Below are 19,604 nucleotides of genomic sequence, written 5' to 3' on the forward strand. Positions count from 1 at the left end.
CTTATTTGGATTGTCCTACACAAACCACCGCACCATTCGACAGTGTGACGATGATATTGCCAGCACGATCAAGGCAGACTCCGTTTAACATGGGTTCGCCCGGCAACTTCACTTCCCAGAACACTTGCCCATTGGTACGGTCCAAAGCCGCAACCGACCAGGAACGGTCTGCCAGGGCAGGATACCGCACTTTCCAAGGTGCTTCCCTGAGCACAACCACGGTATGGGGGGTAAGCACCAGACCATATGTCCTACACGGTTGTTCCCAGAGTTTCAACTCCGGTTGCCGAGCCGCAGGGACAGGATCGCCCGGAGTGTTGAGCGATAGTCGCGCGGACATTCGGGATGGACGTTGAAAACACTTTTCAGCCAGGGGTTTGTGAGGCATTTGATCCAGCCGCGCAACCAACTGCCTGACGTCCAAACTCATCAAGGTACAACCATCTCTGTCACTCGTCAGCACCAGGTTACCCGTATCCCACGCCGGCGTAATGCAGGAGTCGGCGATAATGTTCTCCGGGTACTGTGCCCGACCGGTTTCATCCAGCGCCATCAAACCCAGGGTGTGGGACTTGGACTGCCGCTGCTCGCTGGCGCCCCGATACAGCACGGAACCGCCAAGGAAGATGAACCGGTCAGCGAAAATGCCGATCTCGGCGGCCGGATTACGATCGAAAGGGCCGCCTGTGAAATCCGGGGGCGCCATTTTACCATCCGCAAGATCATAACAGACCCGGCCAACCCACCCACCTCCGGCCATCCACAGATGGTTGCGATCCACAGTCAGTCCACCAGCCGCATACACCCCGATTCGGTTCGCGATGGCCTCCTTTTCCGCACCGTCGCCACCTAATTGCCAGCCTCCCTGATGCCAGACTATCTTCCCCGTGAGCGCATCCACGGCCCAGACATGAACGCCGTCCAGACTGGCGATTCCGGCAGAGAAACAAGCGAGTGTCGGGCCGAGTTGATTTGTGCCGGTGGGTTGCGGCGTCACCAGCACGCCGCTATCCACCGGCCAAGTTTCGGCCAGGGCTCCATAGACCATGATCCGCCTCCGTTGCGGTGCCGCCTGGAAGCGCCACAACAGGCGCCCAGTGACTGCCTCCAGGCAATAGACCCGGCCATCTCCGGAACCGACATAGAGGCGGTTCTCCCAGACCGTGGGGCTGGCGAGGATCCGACCGCCGGTGACATATTCCCAGCGTACCTGTCCGCTGTCAGCGGCCAGCGCCTGTACCGTACCGTCGGCGCGACCGATGAACACCAGTCCGCTTGCTGTTACCGGACAGGTGGCCGCGACGTTGCCGGGGAGGGACCACAGCACCTGTGCGGTGGCAGGCACGGTGCTGCACGAAAAGCCGCTCCGTTGCAAGTTGGCGCGATACATGGGCCAATCACGATCGGTTATAGCCAACGCAGAGGCCCGATCCGCCTGCTGAAAGATTTCCAGACGCCCGGATCCGGCATTGGTTTCAACGATGTCCGATGTGAGAGATGCAGGTGCCAAAGCGATTTGACCGCGCAGGCTTACCGGGCAGACGCATGAATGCGGTGCGCCGAATAACATACCCCCGGCGGGGATGCAGGCTTCATAGCAGCTCACCTTCATGCCTTGTGTTTGTGTTCCAACACCGCTTCGCCGGTCAAAACTGCGCCCGCCCTGGCCGTAGAAGGCGTCCGGGCTAGCCGTGATACGGCTGCAAACCGTGGCGATGCGTTGTGAAGCCGCCGGCTTACCGGTGGCTGTATCGAAGAGTCCTACCGTGGTGTAGAGTTTATTTTCGGTCTCCAGCAGGTGGACCGCGCCCCACTTCTTGCCAGTCTTTCCAGGTGCTTTGCTCCACAACAGATGGCCGTCTTCAGGTGCAAGGGCAATCATGTTTTTGCATCCGACCCGGTTGAAAATGATGGCATTCGTGGTGCACAGAACCTCGGCGCGGGTACGATTAATCCCGATGCTCATATCATTATCAGATTCATCGAACAGGGTCAGCGTTGCAGGCGTGCCATTGGCCCAGACATCCTGGCCGGTGGCGATATTCAAACACGCAGCACGCCCACCCGGGGCATAAAAATACAGTCGTTCTCCCCGCACACCGATCAGTCTTGAATCAACAGGCTTCTCTTCACGATGTTGCCACAGCAGATGCTTGTCGACGAGATCATAGGCAGCAATCTGTTGACCGAACCCATAGGGGATCTCGTGTTTTTCGTCGCCCACCATGCCATAGTGGCTATTGTACTTAACGGCGTCAAACGACGGGTCCGGACTTCCGGACAAGGTCAGGAGCGTTCCCCCGGCCAGCGCCAGCCATTTGGTTTCACTGCCGGCATCGGAACTGGTGATGCGTCCACATTCGCGTCCGGTAGCGGGATCGAGGTTCAGCACACCTGCCTCATCGAGCAGATAAAACGCCTGTGGAGTGGCCACGGCACAGGAGCGGTGGATCAGGAAATTATCAGGGAGCTGACGCGTCCATAATTCCTGACCGTTGTAAGCGCTGCGGACGATCAGCGTGTTCGCCATAATTTGCTTGCGACTCTCACCGCCCAATCCGGGGCCGTCCCAGCCATGGCCTATAAAAAGGAACACCCGCCCGTCGGAGACCAGCGTCAGAACCGGTTGGGGGCTTTGGTATGGCAGCGCCAGCCATTGCGTGGCATAAGGCCATTTAAGCGCCGTGTCCAGCGAGAGCGGATTGTTGTCCGGGCCATGGAACCAATGACTCCAGTCATCAGTACCCGGTGGCACGGGTTTGCTGGAGGTGCTCCACAGGCCGTCGGCCTCCGCCACCTGAGCATCGGCTATACCGCCGGCCTTCAACCAGGCCGTCAGGGCAGCCTTGGTCAATTCTTTCCTGGAAGTCGACTTCTGGCGGCCGACCACCAGCAACCCATGAGGCGCTAAAACCCGCTGCAATTCCTTCGCCGGCATTTCCGCCAGGGACTGGTCATCGAGATCCGCCACGACAATCAAGTCCACATAGTTATCCGGGAAGGGGGCATGCCCGAGTTCGGAGCGATCGACGACCAGCCGGCTGCCCGGGATGCCTGCGTTCCTGGCGGCGGCACGGGTGGCCGCCACATGCGTCCAGTCAGCATCTTCCGCCAACACCAGTAAGCGACTCGTCCGTGCGAGTTCCACTGCAAGGCGACCTTCGCCACAATGCGGCACCCAGCAGATCCCCGCATCAGAGGGCCGCATACGTACCCAGCGGGATGCGAGCGCGGCCTCGTCGGCTTGCGCGTGGTTCAGGACTGCCGCCAGAATCAAGGTGATGAACATTAAACTTTTCATATCGGAATACTCCATCTGTGAATTCCCTTAACCCATGCGATATGTTCCGTCGCATCCTCACCGGGACGCAGCTGGAATCGCACAAGCAGACCCCGTTGATCCAGCGTCTTCATGATGCGCTCGATGTCCGTGGAAGGCAGGGGGATTTCCCAACTGCCGAATTGCAATGCTCGTCCCGCCGACTGGATGAGTCGCGCCGTTTCCAGCCTTGTCGTGAGGTCCGGCCCGTTTGGATCGTTACCGAACTCGATCGCGCCAATAGGCTGTGTCTTGAGGAATCCCGGTATGTTCCGCCATGCGGCGGAATGCACATGCATGAAAACATGATCGCAATTCCGGCAGGCACGGGTATCGGCCTCGATAAAGAAATCTTCAAACTGCCCGGGACCTACAAGCGCCGAGAAGTCCTCGGAGAGCCGGGCGCCTCTTCCAGGCAGCCAGACACTGAAATTCTCGGTTACTCCACCGGGGATCCCTGCCAGCCGGTAAAGATCCAGTTCATAATCAAGCACTGCAGCCATGAAATCGGCAGCATCCCCTGCGAGACGCCGGACCGCCTCCGGATTATCGAACATCTCAACCGCCAGCGTCTCGGGGCCGAGGAGCCCTGCGGCGATATCCATGGGTCCGAGGTAGTCGGCCATCCCCGGCAGATAGCTGTCCCAACTCCAGTTCTCCAGCAGCGGGTCCAGCCGGCACCGGTATTCGACGAACAGCGGGTGATCCGGATTAAAGGGACGCACCGTGGCTTCCACGGCAGAGCGGAAAGCAGGGATGGACCACGAGGTGTGGTTGTCGTGTTCAAACCCGGCACCGGCAAGAGCAGGAAGGAAGGCCGGACCGAAGTGAATCTCCTCGACGGTCAGTGCATCGCCGGGTAACCCGCCATGCACCTCGGCATTGGCCTTTTTGCGCAAGGCAATTTGCGAGGGCGGCACCACGATGTCCAGGCCACCATAGGGTGATTTCACAGGGATGTACGGGGCAACCAGCGGCACTGTGTTTTCGCGGCGCCACCAGGACTTGTGCAGTTCGATCTTTTCTTTATTGTTCACAAATAGTGAGATTCTCCATTATTTGCTTAACAGGTTTTCAAACAGACGCACTGCCGCCGGATCGAAGTCAGGTGACTGCGGATCGAGGCGGCCGGCAAAGAGCAGTTGGGCGAAGCGCACCTTGCCCGTGCCGCAGGCTACCTCCACAATGGCGGGCTTATGTCCGCCGGACCATGCCAGCACGCGGCTTTCCACCCGTGGCGTGAGCAGCAGGGAGTCAAGCGCCAACAGGTAGGTGCCATCTGCGGTGGGGCGCTCCACGGCAATCTCGATTTCATGTTTGCCAGCGGCCAGTTCTGCGCTGCCCAGGTCGCTCCAGCCGAACCAGACCGGAGCCTCCGGGGTGACGCGCGCCATGCGGCGGCAGGGCAAGTCGCAAGGCGCAGCATGCCAGGGTCCGCCATCCATGCGCCAACGGAAGGGCGATGATCCGGTGCGGCCATGCTCGAAGGCCTGGATCCGGGCCGACATAGCCGGGGAGGTGAAGGACAGACGCACCGTGTAGCCGCCGGACGGCGGCGTGCGGGTGCAGAGCAATAACGGGGTGTTGCGCACATGGCTGAAGAGGCGCAGTTGCCCATCGACAATGAAGCGTGGGTCCGCAGCATCCGCAGGCCAGTTGGTTGCCCCCTGGCACGCCACCACCACGGCGGCATCGCTGACCGGAATCCAACCATTGCTGTTCTGCAGCACAGACACACTGTCAGGCGTCCACGGCGCCACGATAGCCTCGCAAGTGAGCACGCCCTCCCGACCGTTCCAGCCATCGAGTTGCTCCGGCAACAGCCCCTGCCAGAGCGGCCCGTCGGCAGCGCGCCAGACCGTGGAACATTCGTCCGGCTCTGTGGTAAAAGTCAGGCGCTCGCCGCTTGGCAGGCATGGGAAACCCGCCCAGCGACCGGCGTCCGGCCAGTTACGCTGCCGCAGGATAAGCATGCGGCCGCCCTGTTGCAGCCAGGCATTGAGTTGGACAGAGGAGGAGGAAGAACTGGCCTCGATTCGGGCGTCTTCCCACACCAGAACCACGTCGGCATCAATATCGCGACTCGATGGATCCAGCCCGGCATCGACGTGCAAGCCAAGGCGGCGGAGCCCGGCGAGTACTTCGGGGGTGCCGCCGACCAGACGCACATGTACGGCTGGCGCCGGCGCCGGGCGCAGGATGCGCAGCGGGCGCTGGCTCAGCGTGTCGTCGATGCGCGCCACCAGGAAGCGGTTGGCGTCGGCGTCCGGGAGTTGTGCGGCCACGGGCACGCGCAAGTGCGCCCCGGCCGGCACAGTCACCTCGCGGCGGAGGATCGGCGGCCCGTTCAACCCACCGGATAACCACATCGGATCGTGCTCGAGCATGTAGATTTTAACAGTGCGCGTGACCGCCTCCTCCGTGTCGTTGCACACCACCACTGCGGTCTGCAGCACGCTGCCGGAGGTTAAATTGCGAGGCAGCGGCTCCCAGGCCAGCCCCACGGGTGCCATGGCGCTGCGCAAGGCGGCGAACATCGGCATGGGTGCCTCCGGGCACCAGGGTTTTTCGCGCCGGTCCCAGTTCGCAAACCAGTACGGCAGGATCAAGGTATAGCCGAGTTCGCGCAGGGTTTCGGTCTGAGTGGCACCGATGGCTGCGTATCGCAGTTGAGTGGCCTCATCCTTGCTGTCGGTTCCGGTCCATCGGAAAATCCGATCGGGATTCAGCCCTTCGATGTATTCAGTGTTGGCCAAGATCTGACCCGGTTGGATGCAGGCGGCATGGCGAATGGAGACCTCGCGGAACTGTCCTTCGGAACCGCTCCAAAAGCCGGCATAGTTGTGGTTGTCGTGAACTTCGACCGTGTTGCCCGAGGCCGCGATCACCGGACGCCCCGGAGAGGCGGCGCGCACCACCGGGATGAGCCGGCCGTGAATCCACCCCTGCAGATCGAAGGGCGCATTCAGGGGGGCCTCATTGACCGGCACCCAGGCGAGAATGGAGGGATGATTGTGGAGGGCTTCACACCAGGCGGTCATCATCGTCTCGGCATTGGCGCGCCATATACGTTCGCCGGCTTCGTCAAGACCAGTTGGCTCGCCATTGTATGTGGCTGGCATTTCCGCCAGTAGCCATTGCCCGCTCTGGTCACAGATGGCGGCGGTGGCATGCGAGGGCGGCAGGGAATGCGTTCGAAAACCTCCGACATTCATGGCGCGGGCATCGTCCACGAGAAAGCGGCGCAGCGCGCTGCAGTCCAGCCGCAGCCACTCGTACACCAAATTAGAACCTCGCAACGGCAGCGGCCGGCCGTCAAGTCGCAAGCAGCCTGCCACAGTCACGATACGGGCGCCGAAGGTTTCGTCGCGGCGGTCAAGTTCGCTTCCATCGGCCGCCCGCAATACCACGGTAGCGCGGCAAAGCACCGGTGAGGCCGGCGACCAGGCGGGCAGGCCGGGACAGGCGACGACGAGGGACCCGGCGGCAGATGCCGTGCCGGTGCCCAGAACCCGGCCGTCCGGACCGATCACCGTCAAGGCGGCAGTGACTCCGGCGGGAAGTGTGCCGGCACACCGCAAGGTTGCGCGTACACTGCCCGTCTGTGGATCACCGTCGAGAAGGACGGCGCGCAAGCGCACGCCGCGGTACAGGTGCAGCCCAATGTCACCAAATACGCAAGCATGGCGCTCCCCCCAATCGAAGCGGGCCGAACCGATAGGAAACAGGACCTCACCCCCCACCCCGCGAGGCACATTCTTCCAGCCGCGCACCTGCAGGAGCAACTCGTTAAAACCGGCATGCAGGGTTCCTGGCGGAACGTGCAATGAACCCGGTCCATACAACTCGGCGCCACCCAGGTCGACATCGTTGAGCCGGGCACGAAACCCCCATCGAATCATTTCCCAAACCAACGCTGCATCCTGCCCGGCCTCTGCGGCCGTAAGATCAAAACGCCGGCGCAACCACACGCCATCAGTCTCCTTCAGGTTCTCGTTTCCGGATGAAGCGGTCCGCCAGTTGGGCGCCGGAAGGTGAACCTCCTGCCAACCGTCATCTTTTGGTGCCGTCACCGCAGGCCAGACACCTTCAGGCAGTGCCTGGATAGCCCAGGTTCCTGATAGATCAACATCGTTTGCACAGGCGTTTTGCGCAAACAGGATGAACAAAGAAATCGCGAGGATTCTGCTTAAACCAAGCGCCACATCAAAGCATGCTGCTTTTTCACGTCCGGAGAATTGCCACGCGATTCCATTACGCTTCATGGCGCGACCTTTACTTGATAGGGCTCATGGTTTTCCGGGAAACGCTGACGTTGGAGGCTGTCAAACAGCGTTTCAACATTAGCCAGAGGATAGCCGGGGAACAGTTCGCCCCAGAAAATGAGGCCACCGGCCGGGTCGTAGAAGCGCTGCTTCGCTGCAGCCACCGCGGCCGCCACCTCCGCCGGTGAGCCCTGGCTCATGGTATGCTGCCTGTCGATGTCCCACTGCAGTGTCAGGCCGTTACGCCTGATCGCCGCGGCCACTTCCACTTGGTTGTTGGCACCCGCTTGCGGCCAAATCACCTGGACACCGATCTCAGCTAAGTCATCAAAAAATGGAAGGGTATGGCCGCAGGAATGGAAGAACACATGCTTACCGCGGGCGCGCACCTGCTGGGCAAGTTGGCGGTAACGGGGTTTGAAGAAATGCTGCCACATCGGCCGACTGATGAGAGTCGCCTGTTGCGATCCCCAGTCGTCGGCCAGTTGAATACCATCGACGCCCGCGTCGAGAAGACTTTCGATCTGGCGGGACCGGACTCCCATTACGAGATCGGCGAGATCGTTGGCCAGCGCATTGTCCTCGGCGATATCTATCAAAAGGTCTTCCATGCGCCGCAGGGAGTGCAAAGTCTCAAACAGCGTGACCCATCCTTCCAGTCTGTAGAAACCGCGAGCCTGATGATTGGCTACGTCCTCCGCCCAATTCCTGGCGGCCGTGCTGCCCGGCTCCGGGATGTCAGGCAGACACACTTTCTTGAGATCATCCGGCTCCTCCACCAGATAATGGACAACATGGCCCATGATGCCATAAGTACACTGTTCCCACGTCACGCCCCATCCATCGACATAGGTGTTACGATAAGTACCGTTCACGAAATGCTTCGTATCGGGGCGTGGCATGGGACAGCTGGCGGGGGTCAGATCGCCACTATCCTCGGGGCAACGGGCAGCCAGGTGGTAAAGCGCCGCACCGTGCTCATAGAGGGCGCCGTCCTGTATCTTGTGTAGAACGGGAATGCAGTCCGGGTGACTGCGCTCAATGGCGCGGGTCACGCGTTCACGACCAGTCATGACAACAGGCATCGACGTTTCCTTTTCAGGTGTTGCCTACCAATTCCCATCCGGTGTCGTTCAATCGAAAAACATACACACCTCCGGCCGCCGTGACTTGAACACCATCGACGGTGGCCTTAGCCGAAACCGGAATATTCCGGGGTGACAGAATGACAAAATACGATTCCGAGTTTCCCGTTGCCGTAACCTCTGCCGAAAGACAGGGGCCGAAGTTGGTGCCAGCAGACAAGTTCATTTTGCAGGGGAGCACGATCTGAACTTGTATCGACGTCTTCCGGCCATTAATCCAGGCAGATTTCCGATCATTCGACAGGAGTGGCACCTCCGATGTCTGCAATTTCCACTCGTACTTGTTTCCCACTGATCCCCGAAGCACATCACCGATCGCGACAAATCGGTCGGGTATCAGGAATGCCGTACGCCGGAAACCTGAAAGACGTTCACCATACGCCTTACCCGCCTCGGCAGTGGCGAAAAGTACACCACCGGGTGTTGTCCCACTTTGAACAATTGCACCCGTGGTGTTCCATTTCTGCCCCTGTTCATTAACCAGAACGGTGGAGTGATAGCCGGTGTCAACCTTCCCATAAGGCGCAGTCGGCACTAACCGCTCGCCGTTAACAATCATGACGAAGGCATTCAGGTCGGCATGCTTATGCCCCTCCCCTATATTACCGCTCTTGAAAAATAATTGCATCGTATCCGACCGCATCGCGGCCCATTGCGTCTCAGGAAAAACCTTAAGAGCCTCCCGAGGGGGGGCGGCAAGGGATGCCGGGGCTGAGGAACGGAAGATGATCTCCCATGGGGCGCTCATGCCTTTCCGCCACCTGCTGTCATACTGCTGAAGATACGCATCCAGGGCTGCGTCGTGATAATAGGCGGCCAGCGGGTAAAGATCCCCGGTCATGTCGATCAGAGTCTGGCAGTTGGAAAAGTTGACCCAAGCGTTGTCGGCCCCGGTAAAAGTGCGGAGAAAAGACCCGAATTGCCGGAATCCGGGATGGTCCAGGATGCCGTCATCCGTTCCGGCGACACGCTTGAGCGCCGTACCGAACAGGCTCGCATTGGACACCCCGTAAAGGCCGTACATCACGCCTTCCACGCAACCACCATCCTTTGGAAACGGGTCGAGGTAGTTGTGAAGCCGTTTGCGGGTCTGCCCCAAGATCCATTCGGCTTCCGAGACCTCGCCCAACGTGGCCAGGGCCGCGATACCGACGCCACCCTGGATCACCGGGCACCAGTTGTTGACGGATCGTAGCCACCATTCGTTCGCGTCGCCGAGGTCAACGCCCTCCTTGTAAATAGCGAAGGCTTTCGTGGCCAGAGCGTCACGGACAAACCTGCGTTCATCTTCTGACAGGAATGGATAGAGCCAGTCATAGCAGATACCCACCGCCCGCGCGAAATGCCCTAACCCCAGGCCGGCCGCTTTCCCGCAATTGGGCGTTACCCCGCCGCGCCAGATCTCACGATCCCAACCGGCCACCTGCAGGAGTTGTTTCTTCGCCTTTTCGATATGACGCGGTTCCTGCGTGACCAGCGCCAGAAAGGCCTCGGCCACCATGGCCGGATTGCTAAAAAGTCCGCGAGGGTCTTGTGGCTTAACATCAAATGGATAGGCCTCGACATCGGCGACAAGCGACGTAAAACAAGCAGAAGCCCGTGCCTTGTCGCGCAGCGCAGGAAGGTCGGCCGCAGAGAAAAACAAACGCGGGTGCTGTCCTGGTTGTCCGCCTACACCCGGAGCGGGTTCAACCGTGGCGGAGACGGACGGGGGGTCTACGGTCATCCCCACCAAGAACAACATCGCCACCAGAGAACTAAAACAAGGGCTTTTCACGGCAAACCTTTCATCATCCATCCGCATCCTTAGCGTCCCCCGGTTTCGCAGCCATTGCCGTACATGTCAGGTCAACGGTCATTCCAATGGCGGCGATCATCGCAAATAATTGACTTTGTTTACTCATCTATATTCTCCCCGCTGAAGTTGTCGTTGCCCCATTCTATAGGGAAACGCGTACACCATAATCCGGTACGCACACATTCAGTCGCGGATATTTAACCCGCATATAATCTGCAAATAACGAAGGATCTTCCAAGTTCCCCTTGAACATGTCGAAATGAGCCGGAACAGTCAGCCCAGGCCGCAATGCGCCGGCCAGATCCGCAGCTTCCTGATAGGTCATGTTGCCGATGCAGTCGGAAGCCAATCGTTTGGCGTCTCTTCCATTGATCGGCAAAAATACCACGTCGAACTGCCAGCGCTGAAGTTTCGTCTGAAGTCCCTCGTAGATACAGCAGTCACCGGAGTGATAAATCGTGCAACCGCCGGACTCGATGACAAAGCCTAAACAGGCAAATTGGCCGGTCTGCGGATCCGGATCCAGAAGTTCATGAGCCGAAGCAATGCCTGTGATTTTCACACCAGATCGCCTTTTCGATTGGCCGTCGTCAATGCCGATAAATCGCCTGGACGGGATACCCAACTCGCGACTGACTTTTCCCCTCAGGATTTCCGGGACAACGAAACTGGCCCTAGGCGAGGCCGCTGCCATAGCAGGCCAGACCTCGCGGTCAATATGATCAGCATGGTCGTGGCTCCCGAAGATGAAATCAGCATGCGTCACCTTGCCCGGTTTGAGTAGCGGCGGCACACGACGTTTGGGATGCAGGGCAAGGAATGGATCAAGATACATCACGGCTTCACAGGTCTTCACCACAAAGCTGTGCTGGCCAAGCCACCAGAACGCCAGATGTCCATGCCGCACCCGGCAACGGTCAATGTCACGGATCAGGGATTTATATTTAATCATTTTACCACTCCATCACAACCTTAACCACCCCGGCAGCACGGCCTTTTACCAATTCCATGGCTTCAGCGAAACGCGACACCGGAAAGCGATGGGACACGAGTTGGGCAAGCGGAAGATGGCCTTGCACCGCCAACTGAACAGCTTCCGGCCAGGCCCCGGCGCTGGCATTGCTGCCAATCAGTTCCAACTCATGGTGAAGCACGGTATTCCATGGGAAACTCGCACGACCCTCGCCATAGTCACCCAGAACCAGGACTTTGGCCCCACGCCCGGCCACGGCAAAGGCCGTCTCAAAAGCCCTGCCTGAACCCGAGGTCTCGAGAATGTTGGCGCATTTTTTACCCAGGGCCGTTTCTACGGCCGCCGTCAGGTTGTTGCCGGCAACATGGTAATCGACCGTCGCATGTGCTCCAAGACCTTTCGCCAATGCGAGCCGGTCCGGTCGCCCACCCGCCAGCACGATATGTCGCACTCCCGCACGGACAAGGAGCATGAGAAAGAGCAACCCGATGGGCCCGTCGCCGAATATCACAGCGGAGTTGGCATCCTCCAGGCGGTGCCGCCGCAAGCCGCGCAGGCATACTGCCAGAGGCTCGATGAGAGCCGCCTCGGCAGCACACATACCTTCCGGAAGCAGAAGAACATTGGCGGCCTCGGTGAGGAAATACTCGGCGTAACCGCCGGGATATTCAAAACCAACTTCGCCACCATCCCGGACCACGTTTTCCGCAACGCAGCGCTGGCCCACAACACCGCCGGCAACACCCAGGCCGGCGGCATCAACACGGCCTGACCATTCATGGCCGGGAATGGCAGGGAAACCCGTACGTTGCCAACCGGAGATCATCAACAGATCCGTGACACACACGCCACAAGCCGCCGTCTTGATGCGAACCTGCCCCGGCCCCGGTTCCGGCAGCGGAAGGTCACGCATCTCCAGCCGGCCCGGCCCTGTATTGACAATGGCTTTCATGGATTGATGATCACCTTGTTATGATTCGTACCGGCCATGACCTCAACAGCCTCGTGAATGTGTTTGAGAGGGAAGCGGTGCGAAATGATTTTCTCCACATCCACCAATCCCCGATCCATCAGCCGGATCGCCCTGGACATGGCCAGCGGGGTGGTCCCAAAACTGGCGTCCATGCGTCCTTCGAGGAAATGAGTGATTCCACCATCCAACTCAAAAGTTTCGTGCGTGGTAATTCCAAACACATTCCAGCGTGTGCCGCGGCGGCGCAAATCCACCATCAATTTCACAGCCTGAATGGGGCCTGCCGCCTCGATCACCAAATCCGGCCCGTCCGGCATGATATCGTACACCTGTTTCTTCGCGTCCCCTTTGGCGGGATTCACCACATCGGTGGCCCCCAATTTCATGGCATTCGCAAGGGCGGCCTCGCTCGTATCAACAGCGATGAGGCGGCCCGCACCCGCCGCCTTGGCCACCATAAGGCAAAGCAGGCCGATACTGCCCACGCCAATGACTACCACATCGTCACCGACCTTCATCTCACTGTACAGGATCATCCCTTTCCAGGCGCCGGAAAGCGGTTCCGTAATGGCGGCGGCATCAAACGACAATGTTTTCGGCTTCGCGAAAAGACAGGACTCCGTGGTACGCATGTATTCGGCGAATGCGCCCGGCCAGACGTCGGTCGGACCGTCACCGCCCGTGGTGAAGGCATGTTCGCAGTAGTGCGAGTTCCCGACGCGACAGTGTTCGCAGAAGCCGCAGAAACCGGACGGCTGGATGATGACATCATCCCCCTCCTTGAAATGACGGACGCCACGTCCGATCCGGGCAATGGTACCAGAAGGCTCATGCCCCGGCACAAAGGGGAAGTTCACATTCTTCCGGATGCCTTTGATGGCCTTGAAGTCCGTGGCGCAGAATCCACACGATCGGATCCGCACGACAACCTCGCCCTCCCCCGGTTCGGGCATGGGAACGTCCTGAAGTTCGAGTTTATTGAAGTCCTTAAGTACGGCAGCCAGCATGGTTATTTCTCCTTATTTAAGTTGTTGTCCCCTGATGTATACTCACCGGTACCAGCGGACTGGCTCCGGACGTCTTCTTTCCCGCAACCATTTTCAGCATCTGCGTCAGCGCGGCCTCTGCCAGACGCTCACAATCAAAAACCGCCGAGGTGAGCCCGATCAAACGGGCGGCAGGCGTGTCGTCAAAACCGGCAAGCTTCACGTCACCCGGCATCATCACCCCCATCTCCTTGAGTCGGCGCCAGAGTTCAATGGCCCCCCCGTCCGAGGAACAGAAAATGGCGCCACCCGGTTTGGCGACGAACTCGCGCAGGGTTTGATCCGTCACTTGCGCCAGTGTGGTGCAAGAAACAGAACGCCCGGGCTTATGACGGAGCCATTCCTCACGGCCCCCCTTCCACCGTTCGGCGTGCCCCAGATGATCCTCTAAAACCATGACAAACAGCAGGCGCTTTGCCCCGCAATCCAGGAGATGCCGGACCATGGCTGCGGCGCCGCCGGCATTGTCCGGTTTGACGCTGGCGAGCGCGGATTTGGAATACGACAGATGATTGGGATCCAACACCAATACCGGATGACCGTCCGGTATCCGGCTGTTCAGGGTATCGGAGGCCATGTCACCCCAGACAAACAGGCCATCTGGAAGATGCGTGGCAGCTCCCGTGATTTCGGGCTCAGCAAAGGCCGCGGGGGAAAAGATGGCGAAGATCATCCCCTGCCGGGCCGCCTTACTTGCCAGAGCCTGAATGGTCCTCACCACCACGGGTTCCGAGAGCGCCTGAAATGTGTCCGGGATCACCAGCCCGAGCAAATTGGATTTTGCCGACCGTAATTGGCGCGCCGCCATATTCGGCCGGTAGTTATATTTCCGCGCCGCCTCAAGCACCTTCCTGCGGGTTTCGTTCGAAATCCTGTCACTGTGACTTAATGCCAGCGAAACACTGGACCGGTCAAATCCCAGTAAGCGAGCCAGATCCACTTGAGTGATTTTCTTTTTCGCGTTCATGAGTATTAATTCACACGTGTGAATACAGAGTTCTGAGTTATCAGTCAATAGAAAAGTAGTGCTTGATCACCTTGCCAAGGATTCCAATCCAAGGAAATCGCCACGCAATTAGGCATCAGTTATTGGACCATTGAAGATTATGTGGCAACATCTACAAGAAGCTTTACGTCCGCTCCCGCACCAGGGCTATGGCGAACTATATCGGAACGTGAGGCGATTTGACAGTTTCCGTAATTTAAGCGAGGTGACACAATCATACAGATGCTGTTGTCACAAATTTCCGCCAATTTTCGGCCAATTCATTTACACATTTTGCCGCCGCCTCGATTTCAATCAGATCGGTGTCCTTGATTCCGTGGATATATGCACATTTGGCAACCGTTGCTACCATGTACCGAATGCGACGAACCTGCACATAATCATAAGGGGTAATGCTGTCTTTCAGGTGGACATGATAGTTCCTGCCATCTGCGCCGCGTCGTATAGAGGTTGATGGCACCCGCCCTGTTGCCGCATATCGGAAGGCCTGCCTCATGCTCAAACCGTACTCGGCCACTATTCGCCGCGCCTCATTCGCCAACCGTCCCCGTGTCTTCATCACCCGATCTCCCTTTAACTGATCCTGAATCAACAACTACTCATATTATGGGCGAAAATCAACTGATTGCGCGAGAAGGCTAATAACGTGTGTAATGTCAAAGGGAGACAAGCCGCGGGTCTGGAGTGATTGAACTTATTCGGCCCGCAATAACGCGGCAACAATCTCATCCGAGAGATGAAAGCCCGCTTTCATCTTCAAATCTCGCAATGCCTCAGACAAGTTTGGAATGCGCTGCATCCGATGCGCCTTGAGCAGGATACCCAGCACGCCTGTCGTCTTCATGTTAAGCCGGGCAGCCACCCGCCTGGCATCGCGCTCATCGAGCAGGACAAGTTCAGCATGCCTCTCGAATGCCAACGCTATCGCTTCGGATTCACCGCCATCAAGTTCGGTACGGAGAACATCGGTCATACCGGTGTTCTCCACAGTCGCAACCACAATCCATCCATCGTCGATGGCTTTGCGGATGATCTTGGAGCCGGGACGATCCTCCTGCACGCGAAGTTCATCCAGCACGGCCTTCGGCACATGGATGACGCCGAATTGCTCTTTCAACAGGTCAAGAGCGCCGATAATCGCCAGATTTAGAATCGGGGATGTATTACAGACAACCTGCATACTTCAGGTCATCCTCCAGTTCCTCACTCGTATAGTGACGGGGTGTGCCGTGCTTCGCCAGCAGTTGTCCGAATTCGAATTTGCCTACACCGGCAAGTTCGCGGGCCTTTCCGAAAGCAAGCACCCCATCCGCGTAAAGCGTTACGGCTAGTTCCTCACATAGACGCTCTTGAAGATGCGCCTCAGGCAGCCTAATGGCCCCTGTGATCGTATCCGGTATGGTAATCGTAACTGACATACTGCCTCCTCGTTAGTGTCGCTGGCGTTCATTTCAACTGTTTCCAGACACCCTGCCTTACTCGCTCCTTGTTACAAAGTAATGTAGCAGGACAAATCCATCAAATCCAGCGAAAAGCCAAGAGAAAATGGGCAAGAGATGCGTGCCTTGGAACAAGGGCGTTGATTTTGGCGCAAATTAACAAAAATAAGTTTGCCGATTTTCCAGGGGTTGATTTTTCCGCCCTACCCTTACACTCAAGCATTTTTTCATGGTGGGTTGATTTCAGTCCCCTCCCCTCATGAATAATCACCTAAGAATGATCCAATTTTTGCCTGGCGGGCTCAACGGTTTCTGATGGCGAGGTGCCAGGTGGTTGATTTTCACCCATATAGTAGCGGAACAACAAGCAACACAATCTGAACAGGAGAAGAAAAATTATGAATTCTTGCACACTGCATGAACACTTAAGAAAGGCTGGAAAGTCGATTAGGGGAACCGCCCTGGAGATCGGCATCGAGCCGCATTTGATGAACGCTTATGTACATGGGAAGCGGCCCAACCAACGAAATGCCATGCGTGTCGCAACGGGTTTGGGCGTCGAGGTGCGTGAACTGTGGCCAAACTTCGATGAACTCCGGTCGTACTGACATGACAGCCCAAGACCTTGCCACACGCCTTGAGGCCCGCCGTACGGCAAACGGCTGGGAGGCCCGATGTCCTGCCCATGAAGACCATGACGCAAGCCTGAGCATCGCCGAAGGGAAGAACGGCTGCGTCCTGCTGAAGTGTCACGCCGGATGCGATATAAATGCGATATGTACCGCATTGAAAATCGACCTGCGTGACCTCTTTGCGACGAAACCCGACGCCCCCCGACAGACCCGCAAGCAGGGCAAGATCGTGGCGACCTACGACTACACAGACGCCGCAGGCAAACTGCTCTATCAGGTCTGTCGCTTTGAGCCCAAGGGTTTCCGGCAACGGCGACCGGATCCCAATAAGCCCGGCGCCTGGGCATGGAACATGGACGAACAGACGCGCGTACTGTATCGGCTGCCAGCCGTATTGAAGGCAAAGGACGAGGGCCGGGCCGTCTTCCTGGCCGAAGGCGAAAAGGACTGTGACGCACTGGCCTCGATCGGTCTGACCGCAACGTGCAACACCGGCGGGGCAGGTAAATGGTCGAACGGCTACACCGAATCACTGACCGGGGCCAAGGTGGTCATTCTCCCCGACCGTGATCAAGCCGGTCACCAACATGCCTCCCTTGTCTTGAAAGCGCTGACTGGTAAGGCGGAGTCCTGCTGCGTGGTCGAATTGCCCGACCGCGACGGCCATGCTGTGAAAGACGCTGCGGACTGGATAGCTGCCGGAGGAACGCTCGAGGAACTGCGTGAGATCGTACTCAATGCCCCGACATGGAAACCTCCTAAGGAAGCTGAGCCCACGCAAGCCGATGCAAAGATGCAGATGAACGGCAAGCCTTGCGTGATCCTTCCAGAGGGACCGTACAGCATATCGAGCGCCGGATTTAACCTGGGCACACTGCTCGCACGGACGAATTCCTTTTTCCTTCGCGGGGCGGCCGTTGTGAAGTTAGTGCAGGACCAAGACGCATTCCCTTTCCTGGAAGATGTCAAACCGGCTACACTTGCAAGTGACTTTGAGTCTGTGGCCGTGCTTGTGAGAATGAAAGGCAAGGAACCGAAGTTTGTCATCTGCCCGGAGCAAACCGCAAAACTGATTGCCTCCTCGTCCACATTCCGTGAGGCCCTGCCTCCTATCCATGTCTTGACCCGTTGTCCGGTTCTGATTGAACGGGCAGGAAGTCTGATGCAGGTAACTGGATACGACCGGGAAAGCGGAATCTTCGCCGGGGGGAAGTCAGCCGAGCCGATGGATTTAGCCGAAGCCCGTTACCAGCTTACTGAAGTTCTGGATGGCTTCCACTTCGCCACACCGGCAGACCGGGCACGCGCCCTAGCCGCAATGATCACCCCCGCTCTTGTCTTTGGTGGACTACTGAAAGGCCGAACCCCTGTCGATCTGGGTGAAGCCAACGCGAGCCAGACTGGTAAGGGGTACCGCAACAAGTTGACCGCCGCCATCTACTCGCAAAACATCAAAACCGTTACACAACAACGGGGCGGCGTAGGGAGCATGGAAGAAAGCTTCAACATGGCGTTGATTCGCGGGGCAAACTTCATTGCCTTGGATAATGTCCGGGGCAAGATCGATTCCCCGAGTTTTGAGAGTTTCCTGACTGAAGACACCTATCACGCCCGCGCCCCCTACCGTGAACCTGTCGAGATTGACCCCCGCCGTGTTGTCATCATGATGACATCCAACAAGGCTGACGTAACGACAGACCTGGCAAACCGTTCAAGTTGTGTCCGTCTGCTCAAGCAAGCGGAGGGATATGCCTTCAAATCCTATCCCGAAGGCGACATCCTGGAGCACGTCCGGGCTAATCAGCCCCGCTATTTGGGTGCCGTTTTCGCGATTGTTCAGGCCTGGGTCGCCGCCGGCCGTCCCAAGACGACCGAGACGCGCCATGACTTCCGTCCCTGGGCACAGACCCTGGATTGGATAACACGCAACCTACTGGATGCCGGTCCATTACTGGACGGCCACCGCGAGACTCAAGACCGAATGACAAACCCCGTCTTGAACTGGTTGCGCGACGTGGCAATTGACGTGATCCGAGCAAAACAAGCTGGTGCATGGTTAAGAGCGGGCGATTTAGTTGACCTTCTGGCAGAGACAGGTACGGAAACGCCAGGACTGCCCGAACTTGCCGACCTGACCGACCCCGAGACGCGCAAGTCTGCGCAACAGGCCACTGGTCGCAGAATGGGGTTATGCTTCCGGGCAAGCGATACTGTTCATCTTGACGGCATGACGATTGAGCGCCGGGAAATAGAGGACTTGGAGCGGCGGAAATCGACGCGGGAATATCGCTTTTCGACTGCGTCTGATGACGGTCACTCATTAGGCGCAAATCCCGCCACACATTCCAGAAAGAAGCCCGAGACGTGTAGTGAGCAGGTACCCGAAACTTCTGAAACAGGGGTTTGCGCCTATTGTGCGCCTGGTGCCGCGCCTGATGATGCGCCTAATAAACCCCTTATTGCGCCTAATGCGCCTGATACTTCCCAACATTGGCAAAATTCAAACACGGTAACGCATGATGAAAGCAAAAATATTGTCAGTATGGAGACCATCAGGCGCATAGGCGCAAAACCCCCGTCCGAATCGGCCACCGATTTCGAGTTGTATGAGTACCAGGAACGGGCCGCGATACTGGAATACGATGCCCGCCTGCCACGGGCCGAAGCCGAGGCGAGTGGCGCAAACAACCTGGAGGACGGTGCGCCCATAACCACCCAATGACCGAGCACTATTTCAGCGTAAAATGGTCACGAAACAGGCCCGAAACAGGCATGTTTTCGCTATATTTGATGAAAATCACGGGGGTTTTTAGCCCAAAAGAGCAAAAAAACGAAAAATTAATTTTCGCCAGAACATATTTACTATCAATCAATTACGCTGAATTTCGCCGAGTTTCGTTCAAGGAATAACAGGCGCTGCGCGCTACGCGCGGCGGGGGCCCCATGGCCGGATGGCGGCCAGCGATGGGCAGAATGCGGAGATGAGGGGGGCCTGGGGGAGAAGATTC

The 19,604-nt window shown here is 58.1% G+C and carries 14 protein-coding genes; 2 read left to right on the forward strand and 12 right to left on the reverse strand.

Going from position 1 to position 19,604, the window contains the following annotated elements; translation table 11 throughout:
* Position 1: 1 nt before the first annotated feature.
* The 12 genes from WCS52_12515 to WCS52_12570 all read right to left on the reverse strand — a co-directional run bounded on the left by WCS52_12515 (position 2) and on the right by WCS52_12570 (position 15,943).
* The gene (locus tag WCS52_12515) at positions 2-3,301 is read right to left on the reverse strand and encodes a PQQ-binding-like beta-propeller repeat protein (protein ID MEI6168006.1); all 3,300 of its coding nucleotides are present in this window, start codon (positions 3,299-3,301) and stop codon (positions 2-4) included.
* Entirely contained in the window at positions 3,298-4,356 is a 1,059-nt protein-coding gene (locus tag WCS52_12520; protein ID MEI6168007.1) for a hypothetical protein, read from the reverse strand. The genes WCS52_12515 and WCS52_12520 overlap by 4 nt, the downstream gene beginning before the upstream one ends.
* Before the next feature lie 18 nt (positions 4,357-4,374).
* On the reverse strand, positions 4,375-7,584 hold the full coding sequence (locus WCS52_12525; GenBank protein MEI6168008.1) for a glycoside hydrolase family 2 TIM barrel-domain containing protein: 3,210 nt from the start codon (positions 7,582-7,584) through the stop codon (positions 4,375-4,377).
* On the reverse strand, positions 7,581-8,669 hold the full coding sequence (locus WCS52_12530) for a uroporphyrinogen decarboxylase family protein (protein ID MEI6168009.1): 1,089 nt from the start codon (positions 8,667-8,669) through the stop codon (positions 7,581-7,583). Before WCS52_12530 ends, WCS52_12525 begins: the two co-directional genes overlap by 4 nt.
* Positions 8,670-8,682: 13 nt before the next feature.
* Positions 8,683-10,527, reverse strand: coding sequence for a heparinase II/III family protein (locus WCS52_12535; GenBank protein ID MEI6168010.1), 1,845 nt, complete (start codon positions 10,525-10,527; stop codon positions 8,683-8,685).
* Positions 10,528-10,669: 142 nt separating this feature from the next.
* Entirely contained in the window at positions 10,670-11,479 is an 810-nt protein-coding gene (locus tag WCS52_12540; GenBank protein ID MEI6168011.1) for an MBL fold metallo-hydrolase, read from the reverse strand.
* Position 11,480: 1 nt separating this feature from the next.
* The gene (locus tag WCS52_12545) at positions 11,481-12,452 is read right to left on the reverse strand and encodes a zinc-binding dehydrogenase (protein MEI6168012.1); all 972 of its coding nucleotides are present in this window, start codon (positions 12,450-12,452) and stop codon (positions 11,481-11,483) included.
* The gene (locus WCS52_12550) at positions 12,449-13,480 is read right to left on the reverse strand and encodes an alcohol dehydrogenase catalytic domain-containing protein (GenBank protein MEI6168013.1); all 1,032 of its coding nucleotides are present in this window, start codon (positions 13,478-13,480) and stop codon (positions 12,449-12,451) included. Before WCS52_12550 ends, WCS52_12545 begins: the two co-directional genes overlap by 4 nt.
* Before the next feature lie 16 nt (positions 13,481-13,496).
* Positions 13,497-14,486 (reverse strand): LacI family DNA-binding transcriptional regulator, encoded by a 990-nt coding sequence (locus WCS52_12555; protein ID MEI6168014.1) that lies wholly within the window; start codon positions 14,484-14,486, stop codon positions 13,497-13,499.
* Between the two features lie 253 nt (positions 14,487-14,739).
* Positions 14,740-15,084, reverse strand: a complete 345-nt coding sequence (locus WCS52_12560; protein MEI6168015.1) for a hypothetical protein — start codon at positions 15,082-15,084, stop codon at positions 14,740-14,742.
* A gap of 135 nt (positions 15,085-15,219) precedes the next feature.
* Entirely contained in the window at positions 15,220-15,705 is a 486-nt protein-coding gene (locus WCS52_12565) for a DUF3368 domain-containing protein (GenBank protein MEI6168016.1), read from the reverse strand.
* Complete coding sequence (locus WCS52_12570; protein MEI6168017.1) at positions 15,689-15,943, reverse strand: UPF0175 family protein; 255 nt, start codon at positions 15,941-15,943, stop codon at positions 15,689-15,691. Before WCS52_12570 ends, WCS52_12565 begins: the two co-directional genes overlap by 17 nt.
* Positions 15,944-16,362: 419 nt before the next feature.
* Here WCS52_12570 and WCS52_12575 point away from each other — a divergent pair, with 419 nt between their 5' ends.
* Both WCS52_12575 and WCS52_12580 read left to right on the forward strand, forming a co-directional pair.
* Positions 16,363-16,572: a helix-turn-helix domain-containing protein gene (locus WCS52_12575; protein MEI6168018.1), complete on the forward strand. Its 210-nt coding sequence runs from the start codon at positions 16,363-16,365 to the stop codon at positions 16,570-16,572.
* Position 16,573: 1 nt separating this feature from the next.
* On the forward strand, positions 16,574-19,318 hold the full coding sequence (locus WCS52_12580; GenBank protein MEI6168019.1) for a hypothetical protein: 2,745 nt from the start codon (positions 16,574-16,576) through the stop codon (positions 19,316-19,318).
* The last annotated feature ends 286 nt before the right edge of the window (positions 19,319-19,604 follow it).

This window comes from bacterium, from assembly GCA_037128595.1.
Taxonomy (GTDB): domain Bacteria; phylum Verrucomicrobiota; class Kiritimatiellia; order CAIKKV01; family CAITUY01; genus JAABPW01.

What these genes read in the sequence shown, in the direction of transcription:
- WCS52_12550 (MEI6168013.1), bottom strand. Translation starts at nt 13,480, where the DNA reads ATGCTGGCTGCCGTACTTAAGGACTTCAATAAACTCGAACTTCAGGAC.
- WCS52_12580 (MEI6168019.1), top strand. Translation starts at nt 16,574, where the DNA reads ATGACAGCCCAAGACCTTGCCACACGCCTTGAGGCCCGCCGTACGGCA.
- WCS52_12540 (MEI6168011.1), bottom strand. Translation starts at nt 11,479, where the DNA reads ATGATTAAATATAAATCCCTGATCCGTGACATTGACCGTTGCCGGGTG.
- WCS52_12545 (MEI6168012.1), bottom strand. Translation starts at nt 12,452, where the DNA reads ATGAAAGCCATTGTCAATACAGGGCCGGGCCGGCTGGAGATGCGTGAC.
- WCS52_12515 (MEI6168006.1), bottom strand. Translation starts at nt 3,301, where the DNA reads ATGAAAAGTTTAATGTTCATCACCTTGATTCTGGCGGCAGTCCTGAAC.
- WCS52_12555 (MEI6168014.1), bottom strand. Translation starts at nt 14,486, where the DNA reads ATGAACGCGAAAAAGAAAATCACTCAAGTGGATCTGGCTCGCTTACTG.
- WCS52_12525 (MEI6168008.1), bottom strand. Translation starts at nt 7,584, where the DNA reads ATGAAGCGTAATGGAATCGCGTGGCAATTCTCCGGACGTGAAAAAGCA.
- WCS52_12535 (MEI6168010.1), bottom strand. Translation starts at nt 10,527, where the DNA reads ATGGATGATGAAAGGTTTGCCGTGAAAAGCCCTTGTTTTAGTTCTCTG.
- WCS52_12560 (MEI6168015.1), bottom strand. Translation starts at nt 15,084, where the DNA reads ATGAAGACACGGGGACGGTTGGCGAATGAGGCGCGGCGAATAGTGGCC.
- WCS52_12565 (MEI6168016.1), bottom strand. Translation starts at nt 15,705, where the DNA reads ATGCAGGTTGTCTGTAATACATCCCCGATTCTAAATCTGGCGATTATC.
- WCS52_12570 (MEI6168017.1), bottom strand. Translation starts at nt 15,943, where the DNA reads ATGTCAGTTACGATTACCATACCGGATACGATCACAGGGGCCATTAGG.
- WCS52_12530 (MEI6168009.1), bottom strand. Translation starts at nt 8,669, where the DNA reads ATGCCTGTTGTCATGACTGGTCGTGAACGCGTGACCCGCGCCATTGAG.
- WCS52_12575 (MEI6168018.1), top strand. Translation starts at nt 16,363, where the DNA reads ATGAATTCTTGCACACTGCATGAACACTTAAGAAAGGCTGGAAAGTCG.